17 protein-coding genes and 2 tRNA genes are annotated in these 19,711 nt (G+C 46.0%); 10 read left to right on the top strand and 9 right to left on the bottom strand.

The window, feature by feature from the left end; translation table 11 throughout:
- Positions 1-69 precede the first annotated feature (69 nt).
- From QZT80_RS02905 to QZT80_RS02895, 3 genes are all read right to left on the bottom strand, one after another.
- Positions 70-456 (bottom strand): hypothetical protein, encoded by a 387-nt coding sequence (locus tag QZT80_RS02905; protein WP_295117389.1) that lies wholly within the window; start codon positions 454-456, stop codon positions 70-72.
- 60 nt (positions 457-516) lie between these two features.
- The gene (locus QZT80_RS02900) at positions 517-915 is read right to left on the bottom strand and encodes a hypothetical protein (protein ID WP_295117388.1); all 399 of its coding nucleotides are present in this window, start codon (positions 913-915) and stop codon (positions 517-519) included.
- 343 nt (positions 916-1,258) lie between these two features.
- Positions 1,259-1,741: a group II truncated hemoglobin gene (locus tag QZT80_RS02895; RefSeq protein ID WP_295117386.1), complete on the bottom strand. Its 483-nt coding sequence runs from the start codon at positions 1,739-1,741 to the stop codon at positions 1,259-1,261.
- A gap of 276 nt (positions 1,742-2,017) precedes the next feature.
- On the opposite strand from QZT80_RS02895, the gene QZT80_RS02890 reads away from it, so the two are divergent.
- Positions 2,018-2,569, top strand: a complete 552-nt coding sequence (locus QZT80_RS02890; RefSeq protein ID WP_295117384.1) for a dihydrofolate reductase family protein — start codon at positions 2,018-2,020, stop codon at positions 2,567-2,569.
- Positions 2,570-3,141: 572 nt separating this feature from the next.
- Here QZT80_RS02890 and QZT80_RS02885 read toward each other — a convergent pair.
- The 3 genes from QZT80_RS02885 to QZT80_RS02875 all read right to left on the bottom strand — a co-directional run bounded on the left by QZT80_RS02885 (position 3,142) and on the right by QZT80_RS02875 (position 4,358).
- Positions 3,142-3,227 (bottom strand) — tRNA-Leu (locus QZT80_RS02885).
- Between the two features lie 61 nt (positions 3,228-3,288).
- Positions 3,289-3,361, bottom strand: a tRNA-Gly gene (locus QZT80_RS02880).
- A gap of 142 nt (positions 3,362-3,503) precedes the next feature.
- A complete protein-coding gene (locus QZT80_RS02875; protein WP_295117382.1) occupies positions 3,504-4,358 on the bottom strand; it encodes a hypothetical protein in 855 nt (284 codons plus the stop codon).
- 147 nt (positions 4,359-4,505) lie between these two features.
- Here QZT80_RS02875 and QZT80_RS02870 point away from each other — a divergent pair, with 147 nt between their 5' ends.
- From QZT80_RS02870 to QZT80_RS02855, 4 genes are read left to right on the top strand one after another with little or no spacing between them, the layout of a single operon-like run.
- Positions 4,506-5,522: a DUF3667 domain-containing protein gene (locus QZT80_RS02870; RefSeq protein WP_295117380.1), complete on the top strand. Its 1,017-nt coding sequence runs from the start codon at positions 4,506-4,508 to the stop codon at positions 5,520-5,522.
- A 9-nt stretch (positions 5,523-5,531) separates the two neighbouring features.
- Positions 5,532-6,311 carry an enoyl-CoA hydratase-related protein gene (locus QZT80_RS02865; protein WP_295117378.1) on the top strand — a complete coding sequence of 260 codons (780 nt, stop codon included), beginning with the start codon at positions 5,532-5,534 and terminating at the stop codon, positions 6,309-6,311.
- Positions 6,312-6,340: 29 nt separating this feature from the next.
- The gene (gene can / locus QZT80_RS02860) at positions 6,341-6,973 is read left to right on the top strand and encodes a carbonate dehydratase (RefSeq protein WP_295117376.1); all 633 of its coding nucleotides are present in this window, start codon (positions 6,341-6,343) and stop codon (positions 6,971-6,973) included.
- A 27-nt stretch (positions 6,974-7,000) separates the two neighbouring features.
- On the top strand, positions 7,001-7,522 hold the full coding sequence (locus QZT80_RS02855) for a hypothetical protein (RefSeq protein WP_295117374.1): 522 nt from the start codon (positions 7,001-7,003) through the stop codon (positions 7,520-7,522).
- 43 nt (positions 7,523-7,565) lie between these two features.
- On the opposite strand, the gene QZT80_RS02850 is transcribed toward QZT80_RS02855, so the two are convergent.
- Positions 7,566-9,842, bottom strand: a complete 2,277-nt coding sequence (locus QZT80_RS02850; RefSeq protein ID WP_295117372.1) for a Tex family protein — start codon at positions 9,840-9,842, stop codon at positions 7,566-7,568.
- 250 nt (positions 9,843-10,092) lie between these two features.
- On the opposite strand from QZT80_RS02850, the gene mazG reads away from it, so the two are divergent.
- Together mazG and QZT80_RS02840 are read left to right on the top strand one after the other, a co-directional pair.
- Positions 10,093-10,869, top strand: a complete 777-nt coding sequence (mazG, locus tag QZT80_RS02845) for a nucleoside triphosphate pyrophosphohydrolase (protein WP_295117370.1) — start codon at positions 10,093-10,095, stop codon at positions 10,867-10,869.
- Between the two features lie 3 nt (positions 10,870-10,872).
- Positions 10,873-14,622: a HAMP domain-containing sensor histidine kinase gene (locus QZT80_RS02840; protein ID WP_295117368.1), complete on the top strand. Its 3,750-nt coding sequence runs from the start codon at positions 10,873-10,875 to the stop codon at positions 14,620-14,622.
- A gap of 2 nt (positions 14,623-14,624) precedes the next feature.
- Here the strand turns inward: QZT80_RS02840 and QZT80_RS02835 are convergent, their stop codons facing one another.
- Positions 14,625-15,311 (bottom strand): YggS family pyridoxal phosphate-dependent enzyme, encoded by a 687-nt coding sequence (locus tag QZT80_RS02835; protein WP_295117367.1) that lies wholly within the window; start codon positions 15,309-15,311, stop codon positions 14,625-14,627.
- Between the two features lie 173 nt (positions 15,312-15,484).
- On the opposite strand from QZT80_RS02835, the gene QZT80_RS02830 reads away from it, so the two are divergent.
- Together QZT80_RS02830 and QZT80_RS02825 are read left to right on the top strand one after the other, a co-directional pair.
- Positions 15,485-16,630: an acyl-CoA dehydrogenase gene (locus tag QZT80_RS02830; RefSeq protein ID WP_295117365.1), complete on the top strand. Its 1,146-nt coding sequence runs from the start codon at positions 15,485-15,487 to the stop codon at positions 16,628-16,630.
- A gap of 67 nt (positions 16,631-16,697) precedes the next feature.
- Complete coding sequence (locus QZT80_RS02825; RefSeq protein ID WP_295117364.1) at positions 16,698-17,645, top strand: arginase; 948 nt, start codon at positions 16,698-16,700, stop codon at positions 17,643-17,645.
- Here QZT80_RS02825 and QZT80_RS02820 read toward each other — a convergent pair.
- Positions 17,642-18,637, bottom strand: coding sequence for a DUF3810 domain-containing protein (locus QZT80_RS02820; protein WP_295117479.1), 996 nt, complete (start codon positions 18,635-18,637; stop codon positions 17,642-17,644). The two genes, QZT80_RS02825 and QZT80_RS02820, sit on opposite strands and share 4 nt — an antisense overlap.
- Positions 18,638-18,728: 91 nt before the next feature.
- Between QZT80_RS02820 and QZT80_RS02815 the strand changes: the two genes are divergently transcribed.
- Entirely contained in the window at positions 18,729-19,607 is an 879-nt protein-coding gene (locus QZT80_RS02815) for a fructosamine kinase family protein (protein ID WP_295117363.1), read from the top strand.
- The last annotated feature ends 104 nt before the right edge of the window (positions 19,608-19,711 follow it).

Genomic DNA, 19,711 nt, shown 5'->3' with positions numbered 1-19,711 from the left:
CACGAATGGGAGTAAGTGCGCGTTAAAAAGCAGGCATAAACTTCACGTTCCATGCCTGCTTTTTTACAATCATGTGTGGCCAGTCATGTAGCACTGGTTCATCGTGTCGATGTAAAAATAGTATAACACACCGCCGATGTTGATGTTGTAAGTTACAAAAGGTGTGAGCGGGGTGGCCGGTACCCAGTAAGTGTTGGTTACTGTTGTTGGATTAAAGTACTGCGTGTTCCCCTGGAACGTAAATGCTACAGGGCCTAATCCGGGCAGGCTGAAGTTCGTCCAGCTCAGGGTAACTACACTGCCGGCCATAAAACTGATGTGCCAGTCGATGCCGCGGGGAAAGTCAATAAATGCAGCGCTTTTTGTTGTAACCGGTGCTGATTTGGCGTGAGCAAAGGACGTATTGCTAACCGCCAGGCACGCAAGCACCGTCATAAGGGCAAGGGTCTTTTTCATTCTTGGCTGGATTTTAATCTGTAAGGAAATCTTCTTCTGAAGTCAATGGAAATGCCGGGATCAAGTATGGCCGGTAATAATGCAGGGACCTGAACCGCTTGACGGCAACTGGAAATAATAGATCACGCTGCCAATGGACAGTGAGTACGTAACACCGGTGGTAAGCGTATAGCCAGCCCAATAAATGGAAGTGGTGCTTGTAGGTGCAATGTACTGTGTACTACCCATGAAGGTGAACGTCACAGGGCCTAGTCCGGGCCAGGTCAGGGTGGGCCATGTTAAAGTAACCATTTGCGTGCCTGACATGTACCCGATCGTCCAGTTGATGTCGCGCGGGAAATCGAGCACTCTTTTAGCCGCAACTTCGGTTGCTGCAGGTTTAGGTTTGGAGGGAGCAAAGGACATATTGCTCATCGCGATGCACGCCAGTGCCATCGATAGGATAAGGGGTTTCTTCATACGTGGTGAGTTTTTAATGTACCTCGAACTTAGATCAATTATCCGGATATCGCATACACGAAATAACATTATCCATGACTATGATAAAATTGTCCACAAGGTCTTCAGGGAATACTTTTTAGATCCTATACTGTATTATGTTTGGGTGATCTGTGCACGACATTTATTGAACGGGGCGCGATAGTTTAAAGAGTATATTTTAGATGGGAATTGACAATTTTTTCCTTTCTTAGTCGGTCTGTTTAGTGGCGTTGAAATTGTTTCGTTTGTTAGTAAGCGTTAGCCATACAATAGCCTCCGGTATGCCGAAATTACTGTTGATAATCTGTAGGGTTATTTATTGTTACTCACCGGTATAGGGCCCACCGGGTACGCCCCAGCCCCATTCAGGCATTGGCATCTGTTCGTCTCCGTTCACCGAATCAAATTGTGAGTTAATGACTGCGATACGCGTGCCCCATTCCAGATAGGCCAGAAAAGCCGAACGAAACTCCGGATCGTCTGGAAGAATCAATTCGTCGGCGGTTTCCAGCAGAAGTTCCATCCAACGTTTACGATGCTCTTGCGTTAAATGTTTGGAAAGATGTTTACTGATCATCTTAAAATGGCTGCCACCTTCTTCACTATACAGCTTGGGGCCTCCAAGAACTTCCGCAACAAAATGTGCTACATGTTGCCGGTGTTCTGGCGACATGTGCCTGAACACTGGTTCTAATAATGGATCTTGCAGTACTTTATCATAAAATTTGCTGAATAACTGTTCAAAAGCAGGCATGCCGCCGGCCCATTCAAATAAAGTAGGTACAGATGTGTTTTTAGATTCCATATATAGCGGGGCTTTGTACTAAAATAGTGATAATCCGCTAATTTGACTGTGTCAATCTGATGTTTCAGTGCCCGCGTGTTTCTTTTGGTGATACTCCTCATTTGACACGGCTTTTCAGAAGATGGTATATCGGGCAATACGAGTCTGTAATTGCCAATCACCCGCGATGATATTATAACACTTACGGTAAAGACCCCTTTTTTGTCGCGGAATACCCTCATAATATTTACATCATGGCTTATTTTTGGCTTATAGTTGTAACAAAAACCAGTAAAAATGAGAACTGTAACATTCGGCATGAACATTAGTATAGATGGCTACTGCGACCACACTCTTTTTAGTCCTCGTGAAGATCTTCATGATTATTTTACAGAAATGATGGACGGCGTTGACCTGTTCTTTTTTGGCCGTGTCATGTACCAGCTCATGTTTCCCTATTGGAGTGATGTTGCGAAGGATCAATCTGGCACAGCCAGTGAAAATAGATTTGCCCAACGGATTAGTGCTATCGACAGAGTTGTTGTGTCGCGATCATTGGACAGAGGAGACGAAAAAACGCGTATTGTTCGTGGCAACCCTGCGGCAGAACTCCTGAAACTGAAGCAGCAACCCGGAGAAAAAATCTCCGTTGACAGTGTAAGTATGCTTCCAGAGCTGATTGCAGCAGGCCTTATCGATGAATTTAACCTCGTTGTCCATCCGGTGATCTTGGGAAAAGGACGGCAATTATTGGATGCGAACAGCCTTCAGGATAAACTTGATCTTAAGTTAGCCGATACTATAAATTTCAAATCCGGTTGTGTAGCGCTTCATTATGTGAAGCAATAAAGGGAGTAGGGGAGGCGGAACGCTGGCAATTTGTTGTATTTATTTCACTTTGTGATAGCTGATGGTAATAAACTGATGTAAAACAAAAAAGCCCACCTTTCGATGAGCTTTCTTCTATTGTAATTTCTGTGTACCCGGGATAGGGGCATTATTTGACCATTTGATGGAAGCTTTTTTAAGCATTACCTCTTTTATTAATGCCACTTAAGTCAGCTTCTATCTAAGTTTAACCGCATATCTTTTACGAACATATTTACTTATAAAAGAGTTTAGTCCGCTACCATGAATTGCCAAGGTCTTCATTTTTTCTACTTCACTCATGCCAGGAGTTGAATAGTCGTAGCGATAAATTGACCCATCACGAAACTGTACATTTATAGACGCTGCGCCAATTTCGAATGCTAATACGCCGGAGTCGCCGCCAAGATTCATATACGATTGCATACTTTTTTACTTAGAAGAGAATGCAAAGCCTAAAAATGGGTGAGTTTATCAACAATCGTTGATGTAAGGAAGTAGGGAACAAACGAAATAAAAAAAGGCCTCCTTCCGGAAGCCTTTTAATTTCTGTGTACCCGGGAACGGAGTCGAACCGTCACTCCCCTTGCGGAGAACAGGATTTTAAGTCCGGCGTGTCTACCAATTCCACCACCCGGGTGTACCAGAGTAAATGTAAACAAAAAATCCAAACCGACATTCAGTTTGGATTCTCCATTTAGAGCGGAAGACCGGGCTCGAACCGGCCACCCCGACCTTGGCAAGGTCGTGCTCTACCAAATGAGCTACTTCCGCATTATTCTGTAAGAACTTTCCCTTTTACTCCAAACCGTTTCGCTTGTTTTTCATTGGGATTGCAAAGATAATGATTGTTTTGAATTGACAAACTTTTTTTCAAAAAAAATAGAAGGGTTCGTTAGAACCCCTCTACTGTAAGCTATTTGGCATACTCGTAACGGTAGCTGATCATACCCAGCAACTCGTTTCCTTTCGCATAACATTCTTCTTTCTGTGGCAAACCTTTCGCATCATAGGTGTACTTCCAAACGGTGTAGTCGGAAGTGGTTGCATTGATGGTGGTCATCTGCTTTAACCTGCCCTGCGCATCGTACTCAAAAATGTAGTCGGGTAGCATACGCTTTTTGGATGGCTGATAACGTAATACATCTGTAAGGCGGCCCTGTGCGTCGTAATTGTAGTAAAACCGCTGACCACGGATGTATTTGCCGGTTTCCAGCTCCTCCGTTACCCGACCTGCTGTGTCCAGCTTGAACAGCACCAGGGTAGAGTCGGCCGATTTGTTCTTGCGCCGTACCATCTGTACCGGACGAAGGCTAGAATCGTATTGGTAGTTGCGGGTTTCGGTCATTTTGAACTTCTCGTCCCGGTCCTGCGACTGGGTTTCGATGCCCACAAGCGTTTCGTTTACGTAACGGTACAGGGTGGTGTTGATGCTGCTCTCAGTACTGTCCACTATTTTGTTGAGCAGGCCTTTGGGGCCAAAGGTGGAAGTAAGGATAGAAAGACCAGTGGCGCGGCTTTTCGTAACAGAACGCATGTTCCGGAAATTGCCCGTGATGGTGCGTACACACATAAAGTCCGCATCGCGGTTAAGGCTTGCGTCCAGGCTTTGCACGGTTTGGCTGGCCACATTATTGGCCTTCAGTACCTGCATATTGGCCACGGTTTTCTGGGTGTTATAGATGTCCTGCAAATAATACTGGGCCTGTGCCCTGTTCACCGTTATTACCGCAAATGTTAGCGCCAGCAGCGCAAAGCCTCGTTTTTTCATGAGAATAAGTGAAATGATGCACGTTTTATATAAACAAAAATACTAACGTTCTAGCTAATTCAAAACGTATACAGCGCCTGCAATTACCGAAATTTTAAAATATCTTTAACCGATTTTCAATAATTCAGCCCAGAATCTACCGAGTTTATGAGTGTTCATCACCTGAGAAAAGATAAAACATGCCTCAATTGCGGCCAGGAAGTGCGGGAACGCTATTGTACCCATTGCGGTCAGGAAAATACCGAACCGCACGAAACTTTTGGTCACCTGGTGAGCCATTTCTTTCAGGATGTTACCCATTATGACTCTAAAGCCTGGATCACTATCCGCGATCTGATGCTGAAGCCGGGGCTGCTTACAAAACTATATATGGCCGGGAAAAGGCAGAGTTTTGTAAACCCGATCAGGATGTACATATTCACATCGTTCGTGTTTTTCCTGGTGCTGGCTTATATTGGCCCGCACTACGACCCTTATGAGATGCGTTTGCCTGGCGAAGACACTGTACGGGTGGCTTACGAACAATCTTTGGTGACGATCGACGAGCGGGCAAAGGATTCTACAGTTTCGCTGAAGGGTGGTAGTTCCGTTACCAGTTTTTCTGTAGACACTACTTTTACCGGTATACTTAGAGGTACGATCGGTAACCCTAAAGAGGCGGTGAGGCGGTACGACTCCCTGCAGGCCACAAAACCACTGTCCAAAAGAGACGGTACTGCCGGAAGGTTCTTCGCTCGCTCAACGCTGTACATGAATGGTAAGTATGGCAGCAACGCACCGCGTGTTATGCTGGATAAACTCCAGCATAATATTCCCAAACTGATGTTCATTTTGCTGCCTTTATTCGCATTGTTCATGAGCTGGATGTATCGTGGTAAAAAGTGGTTTTTTGCCGATCATGCCATTTTTACAATTCACCTCCATACGTTCCTGTTCCTATTGGGAATTCTCGCTTTCCTGTTCGACCATCTGTTTCACACGAACTGGTTCTCGTTCTTTGCTTGGATCATCTCTATCCTTTACTTTGTACTGGCGCTTAAAAAGGTGTACGGCCAATCCACGGGCAAAACGATCCTGAAGGCATTTCTAATATTCGTGACCTACTCATTTAGCATACTGTTGATTATTGTTTTGTATGTACTCAGTATCTTAGCATTACTTTAAAATTGAAACATGCGCCCCGAACTGATAATTGTACACCAAAACGTTGCGCCCCACGTTGCGCACATCAGCCTTAACAGGCCAAAGGAATTAAATGCGCTCAATCTCCAGCTGATGGGAGAATTACGTGATGCACTGAAGGCATTGGATGCCGATGACGAAGTACGAGTGATCGTACTCAGCGGAAACGAAAAGGCATTCGCGGCCGGGGCCGACATTAAAGAAATGTCGAACAAATCGGCTATCGATATGTTAATTACAGACCAATTCAGCACCTGGGACACGATCAAAAAAATAAAGAAACCTATTATAGCTGCGGTTAGCGGATTTGCGTTGGGTGGTGGCTGTGAGCTTACCATGTTATGCGATATGATTGTAGCCAGCGAAACAGCACGGTTTGGCCAGCCTGAAATTAAAATCGGCGTAATGCCCGGCGCTGGCGGTACACAGCGGCTTACAAGGGCGGTGGGCAAAGCCCTGGCCATGGAAATGGTACTCACCGGAAGGTTCATTACTGCGAATGAAGCACATAAAGCGGGATTAATCAACAAAGTAGTACCGGTTGAATTATATTTGCAGGAAGCTATTAAGCTGGCATCGGAAATCGCCACATTAAGTCCTCTCGCGGTCAAAATGGCCAAGGAGGCTGTGTTGAAATCTTTCGATACTTCTCTCGAGGAAGGCCTGCACTTTGAACGAAAGAACTTTTACATGTTATTTGCTTCGGAAGATCAGAAAGAAGGCATGCAGGCTTTTACAGAGAAGAGAACACCGGTGTTTAAAGGCCGGTAGAACCGATTTATCAAACTAAAAACTTTCCCATGCACCCTTTTGATGAATTGCTCGAGAATAACAAAAAATGGGCCCATGAAAAAGTAACGCTGGACCCCGATTACTTTAAACGCCTTTCGGAACAGCAGGCGCCTAAATTCCTCTGGATAGGTTGTTCCGACAGTCGCGTACCCGCAAATGAAATTACAAATACGGAGCCCGGCGAAATTTTCGTACACCGTAATGTGGCGAATATGGTAGTACACACCGACCTGAACCTGATTACGGTTATGGAGTACGCAGTAAACATCCTTCAAGTCGAACATGTGCTGGTAGTAGGCCACTATGGCTGCGGTGGGGTGAAAGCCGCGCTTACGAACCACAATTACGGCATCATTAACCGCTGGCTTAAACATATTAAAGATGTGTACCGCTTCCACCGCGATGAAATAGACGCAATTCCTACGGAAGAAGGCCGCACTGATCGCCTGGTAGAACTGAATGTAATTGAACAGGTCATGAACCTCGCCAAAACAACAACGATCCAGGAAGCCTGGCATAAAGATAAACGCCCGCACCTGCACGGATGGGTGTACGGATTAAAAGACGGGCTAATCAACCCGGTATTCCACATGGAACCAGGTTCGCATATTGACCCGATTTTTGAATACAAAATGGAGTAATTTCATTTCCCCCGAAATACTATTCCCATGAAGAAATTTATGTTGATGGCGGTGTTGTTGCAGGGTAGTATATGCATCTCCTGTACAAACAAGTCTAAAAAGGAAACCGCGCGGCGACGCCCTGATTCTGTAACAATGGTTAGTACCGATACAATGATTCAGGCAACAGATACTAACGTAGTTGCAATGCCAGCGCAATCCTGGGGTGCTTTTGAGACCTTTAACGGCAAGTACGCGCATGATGTGAGTCTGTTTGATCAACCGCCTTTAAAAGACCGGTTTAAGCGGCTTTTAGGGAAAGATGCGAAAGCGTTCCTCGACCGGCACCAGGTAACACCGCCGATCGATATTGAAAATGCAGTTTTATTTACCGAAGGCTGTCGTCCGCACGACTGTACCATTGAAGAATCGGCCCTGGTGGTAGACTTGAAAAAAGATGAGGTGTATGCAGGAATAGCGGTAAAAAAACAAGTGAGGATGTTTAGTGAGAAGGGCGATACCGCCTGGCCCGCGAAGCTGTTGGAATGGAAGAATAAATTTTCTGAATAAAATAAAAACGCCGGAACGCTAAGCTCCGGCGTTTTTTATCTGCCTAATCGAACTTTTTCTTTAAGGCCAGCAGTTTGGCCTGGAAGTCGTTCAACGGCGCCTCTTTCTTCGGCTGTTTGTTGTTATTGTTTCCTCCGCCACGGTTATTATTCTCCCTGCGCTGACCGCCGCCACCTGATTGTGCAGGCTCGCTGTCTTTCATGGAAAGAGAAATACGTTTACGGGCTATATCTACTTCCAGTACTGTTACCATTACTTTTTGGTTCAGTTTTACTGCTTCGCTCGGGTTGCTCACGAATTTGTTCGAAAGGTGTGAAATATGCACCAGTCCGTCTTGTTTAACACCGATGTCTACGAAAGCACCAAAGGCTGTGATGTTGGTCACTACGCCTGGCAGTTGCATCCCCGGTTTCACGTCTTCCATCGATTTAATACCTTCTGCATATTCAAAGATAGATATCTCATCACGAGGGTCGCGGCTGGGTTTATCCAGTTCTTTCATGATATCCTCGATAGTAAGCAGGCCTACTTCTTCGTTGATGTATTCTTTCGGGTTGATCTTCCTGCGAAGTTCTTCGTTCGCTATCAGGTCTTGAACGGTACAGTTTTGTTTGGTGGCCATTGCCTCAACCACTACATAACGTTCGGGGTGTACTGCAGAGTTATCCAGCGGGTTATCGCCATTTTCAATACGGAGGAAGCCTGCGCACTGTTCAAAAGCTTTATCGCCTAAACGGGTTACTTTCTTCAGTTCCTTACGGTTCTTGAAAGCGCCGTTCTCTTTACGGTATTTCACAATGTTTTCTGCCAGGGAAGGGCCGAGGCCGGAAACGTATGCCAGCAGATGTTTGGAAGCGGTGTTAAGGTTTACGCCCACATTGTTCACGCAGCTGATCACCACGCGGTCGAGGCTCTGTTTCAACTGACTCTGGTTTACGTCGTGCTGGTACTGACCTACGCCTATCGCTTTCGGATCGATCTTCACCAGTTCTGCCAGCGGATCGATAAGCCTGCGGCCGATAGATACGGAGCCGCGCACGGTTACGTCGTGGTCGGGGAATTCTTCGCGGGCTACTTCGGAAGCTGAGTACACAGAAGCACCGCTTTCGTTCACCATAAATACGATCACCTTTTTACCGAAGTCGATCTTCTTCACAAATTCTTCGGTTTCGCGGCCTGCGGTACCATTACCTACGGCAATAGCGGCCGTATCGTATTTCGCCACCCATTTCTGCAAAAGGTGTTCTGCATCGTCGCGTTTATAATTCTTTTCAAGCGGATAAATCACATCGTTGTCCAGCATGTTGCCCTGATCATCCAGTGCTACCACTTTACAACCGGTACGATATCCGGGATCGATGGCGATAACAGCTTTAGGGCCGAGAGGCGCTGCGAGCAGCAACTGGCGGAGGTTGTCGGCAAATACATCGATAGCTTCGGCATCTGCACGCTCTTTGGCCTGGGCGCGGAACTCGTTTTCGAGTGATGGACGTAACAGGCGTTTGTAAGCATCGGTGCCGGCTTTCGCCATCTGCTCGCCGGATGGTGTATTTCTTTTTTGGATGAACTGGTCATTGATAATGTCCAGCGCATCTTCCTCTACCGGTGAAATGGTACCGTACAGGAAACCTTCGGCCTCGCCGCGCAGGATAGCCAGTACACGGTGCGAGGGGATAGAGGTGATATCTTCATTGAAATCGAAGTAGTCTTTGTATTTCACGCCCTCTTCTTCTTTACCTTCAATCACTTTAGCCGCGAATTTGGAGGTATTGTTAAAGAGTTTACGCATTTTATCACGCAGTTCTGCATTTTCGTTCATGCGTTCTGCGATGATGTCGCGGGCGCCCTTAAGCGCATCTTCGCCGGTAAGTACCTGCTCGTTCAGGTAGGTTTTGATAATCTCATCCAGCGCTCCGGTTTCCTGCTGGTCCATAATAAGATTGGCCAGTGGTTCCAAACCTTTTTCGATAGCCGCCATTGCGCGGGTTTTACGTTTCGGTTTGTAGGGGAGATAAATGTCTTCCAGCTCATGCAGCACCCAGGTTTGCTCAATCTTCTCCAGCAGTTCCGGCGTCATTTTATCCTGCTCGGTGATGGTCTTAATGATAAAAGCGCGTCGTTCGTCTACTTCCTTATAACGCTTCTGAAGGTCTTCGATCTTTGCAATCTGTACCTCGTCCAGGCTGCCGGTCACCTCTTTACGATAACGGCTGATGAAGGGCACGGTAGAGCCTTCGGCCAGCAGGTTCATGGTGTTCTCCGCCTGCTTCTTCGCAATTCCCAGTTCTGAGGAAATCAGGTCGATGTGTGTCGCGTTCATAATAATATCAATAAGTTATTCAATTTTTGGGTAGAAGGAAGATGGTTTAAAGCATTTCCTCCGGGCCGCAAAGCTAATTAAATTGGCTTATCTGCCAAGAAAAAGAAATTAACAGTTTTTTACATATCGGCAAGGCCCGGAATTTGCTATAAAACGCGCATTATCAAAGGATTTCCTATCTTTTCGCCAGGAAACAAAATTTGCCCGGCAAATACTTTGTATTTTGCCGCCTATTCCTAATATCGTGTGCATGGAAAATAAACACTCTTTTGCCAGCCTGCTGGAAATTATGAACGACCTCCGGGAAAAATGCCCCTGGGACCGTAAACAAACGATTCATAGCCTCCGGCAGCAAACCATCGAGGAACTTTACGAACTCACCGACGCCATTACCGGATCGGATTGGAAGTCGATTCGTGAAGAACTTGGCGACCTGCTGCTGCACATTGTTTTTTATGCAAAGATAGGGGCAGAGCAAAATCAGTTTACCATCGATGATGTTATTAACGGTATTTGCGAAAAACTTATTTCCCGCCACCCGCATATTTATGGCGATGTAAAAGTGGAAAACGAGGAACAGGTAAAGCAGAACTGGGAAAAACTGAAACTGAAAGAGGGCAAAAAATCTGTGCTAAGCGGCGTTCCCGGTTCGTTACCGGCCCTTGTTAAAGCGATGCGCCTGCAGGAGAAAGCCAAACAGGTGGGTTTTGAGTGGGATAACACTGGTCAGGTACTGGATAAGGTGCGGGAAGAGATGGAAGAATTGAAAGAGGCAATGGTAACAGGCAATCAGGACGAAATAGAGGAGGAGTTTGGGGATGTAATGTTCTCGCTCGTGAACTACTCGCGCTTTTTAAAGATAGATGCCGAAAATGCGCTGGAGCGTACCAACAGGAAGTTTATCCGTCGGTTCCAGCAAATGGAGCAGCTGGCGGAAGAACGTGGACTTAGCCTCCACGACATGTCGCTGGAGCAGATGGATGGTTTATGGAACGATATTAAAAAAACGGAAAAAGGACAATTATAAACTTTGGCCAGGTTCGACTTTAAAGAGATACGGTTTTTCTTCCTGCGTAATGGTTATTTACTGATCATTGCCGCATGGCTGTTCACTTTTTCCTTTCTCTTCAATAATTTCTGGTCTTACTATTCTTCTGAAGAAGGTGTTCGGCAAACTTTACAAAGCAGTATCCATAGCAGGCAGCGCGCGTTCGACCGCATTGCTGCTGATACGGCGCTGATACCCAAACTCCTGAACCGCAGTTACTCCGAACAGGATCTGCAGCGCCTATACCACAAAAACCTGTACTTCTTCGCCTTCGATAACCGCGGCGGCGAATCGTGGGAAACCTTCTGGAGTACTAACACTGTTAAGCCACAGGACCTACCCAACAATCCGCGCCCCGGCAGTAGTTTCGTAAAGCTGAATAACGGCGATTATGTAATGACCTGTAAAGAGGTGGCGCCGGAACAGTTCCTGGTAGGACTTATTCCTGTTAAAATGGAATACCAGATAGAAAACGATTACCTGGTAAACAGTTTCTTCAAAAAGCCCGCCATTAGTGACGAATATTCCATACATACAAGCGGTCCGGGCAAGCCTGTGCTGAGTTACGATACGAACCGTATTCTTTTTTATCTCTATCACGATATTGGCGGCACTGGTTACCCACCCAGTTGGATCAGTATAGCGTTGTGGTGTATCGGGTGTATATGTATGCTCATTTTCATCAACCAGTTTGCGACGTTGCTGGCCCGTAAAGTAAGCCCGTTGTGGGGATTTACGTTTCTGCTGGTGGTTGTGGTTTGCGCCCGTATCTTCACTTATATCTACCCTTTTCCAATAGATCTGCGTACCCTGCAGCTTTTTGATGCAACGATCTACGCGCGCGATGACGTATTTCGTTCCCTGGGCGACCTGTTGCTCAACGTAATGCTCACTTTCTGGCTCATCCTGTTTTTCAGGGAGCATGTAAGGACTATCAAACCACCCGCTGTAAAAGAACCCTGGCAACTCTGGCTCATTATTATCCTCTCCGGTTTGCTGATGTTCATTGTAGGCCAGTTCTATTCTGATCTCATACAATCACTGGTAGCCGACTCGCAAATCTCCTTTGATGTAACTAACGTATTCGGCCTGGATGAATATAGCGTAGTGGGCTCGATAGTATTGGGCTTTATCGCCATTAGTTTCCTGTTCTTTTCCCAGATTGTTAACTACCTGCTAAACCAGCTAACCGATTTTAATTATCGCAGTAAGTACTTGTTCCTGGCTATTGTTGGGCTGATATGGCTCGCCGTTAATATTTACAATAACGAGCGTGTGTACGACGTGGCGTTTATGACCTGGCTGCTCGCCTACGTCATCCTGCTCGACCTGCTGGCGCTCCGTTTTGAAGATACGCCATCGTCGGTGCCTTTCCTTTTCTGGATGCTGGTAATGACCGTTACAACGTCTGCCGTACTGGTATATCATAACAACCAGAAGGAGCGGGGCAACCGTGTAAAAGTAGCCGAAAAGCTGTCGAAACGTAAGGATGTTGCGCTGGAGTCGTACCTGAAAGACGTGAATGAGAAGTTGTCGAAAGATGCGATGGTGCAGGCGTTTTTCAGGTTCCGGACCCGTGCCGCCAAAGATGATCTCAGGCAGCAACTCGATCAGAAATACTTTACCGGCTCCTATAATAATTACCGTATTGATCTGTATACATTTGACCAGAATGGCACACCGCTTTTTAATGATAATGCTGAAACGATCGATGAGTTTGACAGTTTTAAAAGCCGTACGGAGAAGCCGCTGATTGCCGATAAAAACCTGTATTACGAAGAGCGCAGTTTTAACGATTATAGTTACATCGGAACGCGGGAAATACGAGAGGACTCTATCTTGTTTGGTTATATACGTTTTGTACTCACCCCGCTGGTGGCCCAACCGGAAAGACCTTTTCCAAGTTTGCTGGTAGAGGGTATTAAAACGGGTGAAAACGATATTAGTTCTATCTATTCTTACGCCGTATACGATAAAAATGTACTGGTAAATAACAATAACGATTACCCTTTCCCTGTAAAGCTGTATGGTACTGACATTCCAATGTTGGTGGATAATATGATGTACAAGGACGAAGATGGTTATTCCAGGTTCTATTATCGCCCGACACCGGAGAAGCTGGTAATCATTGTAAAAAAGGACCGTAGTTTTGTAGAGTTCGTGACGCTGTTCGCTTATATGTTCTGCCTGTTCCTGATCATTATTGCCATCTACGCGGTATTCGATTTGCTGATAAAGGCCCGCATGAGGCGCAGTCAGTTAAAGGCATTACTGAACATCAACATCAGGAAAAAAGTACAGGGCACCATTATTTTCGTGGTGGTGTTTGCCTTTATTGTATTGGGTGTAACAACCATCCTGTTCTTTATCAACCGTTACCAAACGGAAAATGCAGAAAGGCTTAGTAAGAAAATAAATGCTGTTGCCCACGACCTGCAGGCTGTGTTTCAGCATAGGTTGGAGTTTGATGAGATGGAGATGATCTACGACTCATTGTATCGCTCTGTAAACAAGCTGGCCGAGAATCATGATGTGGACCTTAACCTCTACGACCGCGACGGCAACCTGCGTCTCACTACGCAGCCACTGTTAATCGAAAAGGGCCTGATCGCGCCGAAGGTCGATCCTATGGCCTATTTCCAGCTTACAAGGCTTAATAAAATTCAGTTTATTCAAAATGAGAAGATAGGGAAGATGTCATACCTGTCCGGATACATTCCTATCCGCGATGGGGCCAATGTACTGGCTTATCTTAACGTACCTTCTTTCGCTACCGAAACAGAATTGAATAACCAGATATCCAACTTCCTGGTGGTGCTTATCAACTTTAATGCCCTCATCCTGCTAATTGCCGGGTTGCTGGCGCTGTTTATTACCAATACCATCACCCGCTCGTTTTCTCTCGTTACCAATAAACTTCGTAGCGTAAACCTTGGGCAGCATAATGATGAAATTGAATGGGAGAAAGATGATGAGATAGGCGTTTTGGTGAGGGAATATAACAAGATGGTGCGCAAACTGGAAGTAAGCGCCGCCAAACTGGCTAAGAGCGAGAGGGAAGGGGCCTGGAGAGAAATGGCGCGGCAGGTGGCGCATGAGATCAAGAACCCTTTAACGCCGATGAAGCTGAGTATTCAGTACCTGCAACGTGCCATCGCCAACGATTCGCCCAATGTGAAAGTGCTGTCGCAAAACGTGGCCAATACCTTGGTGGAACAAATCGAACACTTATCTAACATCGCGTCAGACTTCTCCGCATTCGCTCACATAGGGCAGTCGAATAGTGAAGAGATGTTGCTTAACGAGTTGTTGTATTCTCTTACAGGTCTTTACCAGGGTCAGCCAGGTTGTGAAATAATTTATGAGCAACCTGAAATGCAGTACCAGATTTTTGCCGATAAAACCCAAATGAACCGTTTGTTCACCAACCTGTTGCAAAACGCGATACAAGCTATGCCAGAAGGTAAGCAGGACGGTCGCATTACTATCGGCCTCACGCCTTCCAAATCGGGCTACGTAACAGTAAGTGTGCGTGATAACGGCCATGGTATTCCGGAAGAAGTGCAGCCTAAAATATTCGTGCCCAACTTCACCACAAAATCTTCAGGCACCGGTTTGGGACTGGCTATGTGTAAAAATATAGTGGAACAGGCCAGGGGGGAAATATGGTTTGAAACCGAAGTTGGCCTGGGTACCACGTTTTATGTAAAGCTGCCGCTGATAGAGGAGTAGCGTCACTTGTTGTAGTTGCGCGCACCAAACAGCATGCTGCCAATTCTTACCAGGGTAGCACCGGATTCCAGTGCCAGTTTATAGTCGCCGCTCATGCCAATAGACAATTCTTTAAACGAGTCTTCGTTGGCGAAATGTGCCGCTTTTATACGTTCAAATAATTGTTTAAGCTGATGAAATTCTTTGGATATCTGCGCTTCGTTATCCGTATTGGTGGCCATGCCCATAAAGCCGCAAATGCGTACGCCGGCAAACTTGTCCGGCGATTGGGCTAAGGTGGCGAGCAGTTCATTCAACTCATCTTCGTTCAGTCCGAATTTGGTCTCCTCTTCCGCAATATGGATCTGCAACAGGCAGTCGATCCTTCGTTGGTTTTTAATTCCCTGTTTACTGATCTCCAAAAGCAGCTTACCGCTGTCGATACCATGTATCATACTCACAAACGGCGCGATGTACTTCACCTTGTTCGATTGCAGGTGGCCAATGAAATGCCATTGTATATCGCCCGGCAATACCCCTTGTTTCTCCAACAGCTCCTGCACATAGTTCTCCCCGAAAATACGTTGTCCGGCATTATACAATTGCATAATATCGGATGCAGGTTTGATTTTGGAAACGGCTACAAGGCTTGCGCCAAAGGAGGAAAGTTCGCCGGTGATGTGTTGATATGCGGATAAGTTAACTGCCATAATACCGCAAAAATAAAGGAATTGCGGTATTTGAGGCGAAGGGCTATGGATTCATTCAATAATTTTAGAGGAATGATGGATAACATTGAATTTTACGCATAGCATTTTTTTACATGCCTTTTTATAAATAGGTTTGTAAACACCACAATCCCCGTTATAAAACATTTTACGGTATGAATTTTCAATTAACTGAAGAACACCTGATGATTCAAAAAGCAGCGCGTGACTTCGCTGTAAGTGAGCTTTTACCCGGAGTGATAGAACGTGATGAAAAGCAGCAGTTTCCGGCCGAACAGATTAAAAAACTCGGTGAGCTTGGTTTTTTAGGGATGATGGTCGATCCGAAGTACGGTGGTTCCGGTATGGATACCGTTTCTTACGTTCTGGCCATGGAGGAGATCTCGAAGATAGATGCTTCTGCCTCTGTGGTAATGAGTGTAAACAATTCCCTGGTTTGCTGGGGACTCGAAACTTTCGGTAACGAAGAACAGAAACAAAAATACCTGGTGCCCCTGGCAAAAGGCGAAGTAATTGGCGCCTTCCTGCTCAGCGAGCCCGAAGCTGGTTCTGATGCCACCTCGCAACGCACCACTGCTATCGAAGATGGCGATCATTACATTCTTAATGGCACCAAAAACTGGATTACCAACGGCAATTCTGCCAGCACTTACCTGGTTATTGCACAAACGCATCCGGAAAAAGGCAGCAAAGGTATCAACGCCTTTATCGTAGAAAAAAACTCGCCCGGTATATCTATCGGTGCAAAGGAAAATAAACTGGGTATCCGCGGCAGCGACACGCATAGTGTGATGTTCCAGGATGTTAAGGTGCCAAAGGCTAACCGTATTGGAGAAGATGGTTTCGGGTTTAAATTTGCGATGAAAACATTAGGTGGCGGCCGTATTGGCATTGCTTCGCAGGCGCTTGGTATTGCGAGCGGTGCTTACGAACTGGCACTCAAATACTCCAAAGAACGTAAAGCCTTCGGAAAGGAAATTTGTCAGCACCAGGCCATTCAGTTCAAACTGGCCGATATGGCCACCAAAATCGAATGTTCCCGTTTGTTATGCCTTAAAGCCGCTTTCCAGAAAGACAACCATCTCGATTATACGCTGGCCAGTTCTATGGCCAAAGTTTTCGCCTCTGAAACTGCCATGTGGGTAACCACAGAAGCGGTGCAGGTACATGGTGGTTACGGCTATGTAAAGGAATATCATGTTGAACGCTTAATGCGCGATGCGAAGATTACACAGATATACGAAGGTACTTCTGAAGTACAGCGTATAGTCATTAGCAGGGCTATCCTGGATAACCGTTAATTAGCAAATCCATAATGTGCCACTGTACATATAGTTTCAGCTAATTGGTGTAGATTGCCAATATATTATGAAGAATATTAAGATAATAGAAGTGAAGTCGGAAATCGGCGCTGGTACCCGTGGGGCAAGCCTTGGGGTGGATGCGATCAAGATTGCGGCGCTCGATTTCATGAGCAACTTCTTCGTGCATTTCCCATCCGAGGAAATTGAAACGGAAAATAAACTGTTATTTGAACCCATCGAATCTCCTTTTGCTAAACGCATAAAGGGTACTATCAACATGTACGAGCGGGTAAGCAAAAGTGTGTACGAAACCGTTAAAGCCAACTGGTTTCCGGTGGTGCTTTCGGGTGATCATAGTACTGCCGGTGCTACCATTGCCGGTCTTAAATTAGCCAAACCCAAGGCGAAGTTAGGGGTGATATGGATCGATGCACATGCGGACCTTCATACGCCTTATACCACACCTTCCGGTAATATGCATGGGATGCCCATCGCTACTGCTATTGCGGAGGATAATTTAGATTGTAAGGTGCACGAGCTGGATGAGAACACGACGAAGTTGTGGAATCAGCTAAAAAATATAGGAAAAATCGCTCCCAAGGTGTTGCCCGAAGACATAGTATTCATCTCCCTTCGCGATTATGAAAAGGAAGAGGAACATCTTATTAAGAAGTACGGGATGAAGGTGATTTCCACCAACGAGGTACGCCGCAAGGGCCCGGAAGCGATAGCCCGCTCCGTGTTCCGCTACCTCAGCGATTGTGAACAGATTTATGTCTCTTTTGACGTAGACAGTCTTGATGCGTCTATTTCCAGGGGAACGGGTACGCCGGTGAGCAATGGGCTGCGTGAGAGAGAAGCGCAGGACCTCATCTCCAAATTCATGCAGCATCGTAAAATTTGCTGTTTCGAGATAACAGAGGTAAATCCTACACTCGACCGCGAGAACCTGATGGCCGAAATAGCGTTTGATATCCTGCAGCGTAGCGTTAACGTGTTGCTGTTGAACTAATTTTTCCTGAAGTAGGCGATGAGCCAGCCAACTACTTCGCTGTAACTGCGAATACCCTTTTCCTGGTGGTTGGCTTTCAGGTACTGGTCGTACACCGCGGCCGAGTAATCGTCGATTGGTCCCTGGAACTGGTCATAGAATTCCATCAACCTGTAATAGTCTTCCCGCACAAGTGGATTTGCTTTTTGCCAGATCAGCCGGGTAAGAGAGGGATCTCGTCTGGCCAGGTGCCGGATGCTGTATAAAAACATCTCAAAGTTAGCTGCATACCGGAAACGTACATCATTGGCACCCGAAGCTACAAGGTAGCCAACGAAATTTGCGTCTTCTTCAGGCGCATATCCTAGCTGGTGAGCAATTTCATGACAAGTGGTAAAGGGCTGTACAAAGGCCGGCACCGTGGTATTCACCTGGGCCTCGTTCGTAAAAGGGTTGAGATAACCCGTTACGCCGATATAATTCATCCACCTGCCAAATAACGTAGCCTTCACCGATTGGTTTTTATAAAGTAAGGCGGGCCATTGCTCTTTTGCCCTTGCATAACCTGCTGTGGCCATATGGAAAAGTTGTTTGTCAGAGAGGGCGGGCATGTGGCGTACTGCATCACAGTCGCGGTTTACCAGCTTTAGCAGCGTATCGCTCAGCAAATAGAGGTCAGCCCGGACGTATTTTTCTGGCACATTCAGCTCAATGTCATCGGCCAGCGTTTTACGCTGATAGTTAACACCCCAGAACAAAAGGAATACGAAGTAAATGGTTAACAGTGCATTAATTCCCTTAAGAAATTGAAATAGCAGCAGTTTCCACTTTCTTTTTATGGCAGTATATATTAGTTTTGAGAAAAAAATAATGGATGCTATCACCCATGTTATATAAATTACATCGCCTATGCTAAAGGGAATTAGGCCCAGTGCGCGCCTGAGGAATGTGCTGAGAGGAGTATACCACCTGTGAAAATAAAAATCCGAGAAGCCCGAGCTCACTGTCAACATCCCTTTTATCAGTACAATTAAAAGTACCGTCAATGCTATCTGGAAAATCTTCTTTTTTATCCTGGAACCGGCCTCCAAGTCATTATCAAACATGATCGACGAAGTTTTACAAAGAGAATTATCTACCGTACTATCCGCACAACTGAGAGTGAAAATACAGATTAATCAGTCAGAAAGGATACACGGAGGAGATATAAATGAAACTTACCGCATTCAAACGAACGAGGGTACCTGGTTCCTTAAGCTCAATGATGCCCGTCGTTATCCTAATATGTTTGCCCGTGAATTTGATGGTTTGCGGGAGTTACGGAATAAAAAAGTAATTGCCGTACCGCAACCTCTTTGTACGGGCGAAGTAGCCGGTCGTGCTTTTCTGGCAACGGAATTTATTAGCAAAGGGATGGCGCAACAGGATTTCTGGGAGAACTTTGCGGGGTCTGTGGCACGTTTGCACCAGCAAACGCAACCGTTTTACGGGTATAAGGATTCCAATTACATTGGTTCTATTAAACAATATAATACGCCTTATAAAAGCTGGCCGGTGTTTTATGCTTTTAACCGGCTGATGCCGCTTACGCGCATGGCATATGACCAGCAATCGTTATCACCGGCTGATAAAGAACAGATTGAGCGCCTTTGTAAACGATTACCTGAATTATTCCCCGAGGAGCCGCCAGCATTGTTGCATGGTGATCTGTGGTCGGGCAACTTTATGGTAGGGGCTAACGGTAAGGCCTGTATTTTCGATCCCGCTGTCTACTATGGTCACCGTGAAATGGATATGGCCATGACCCGACTTTTTGGCGGCTTTGATACCCGTTTTTACTACACTTACCAGGCCATTATGCCGCTGGCACCAGGCTGGCAGCAACGTATAGGCTTATGCCAGCTTTACCCGCTGCTGGTACACCTCGTGCTTTTTGGTGGCAGCTATTACAACGATATAAAGGAAATACTGCAGGGATTTTAGCGCATTGCTTAAAAAGCAAAACGTGCCAAAGGGTGAGTGTTTCACCCCGGCAACGTTTTTTAAACAGTATCTTAAGGAAAGACGTGGGCCAACAGGAAGGCTTA

Source organism: uncultured Chitinophaga sp. (assembly GCF_902168175.1).
Lineage (GTDB): Bacteria > Bacteroidota > Bacteroidia > Chitinophagales > Chitinophagaceae > Chitinophaga.
This window is presented reverse-complemented; position numbering and strand designations above follow the sequence as displayed.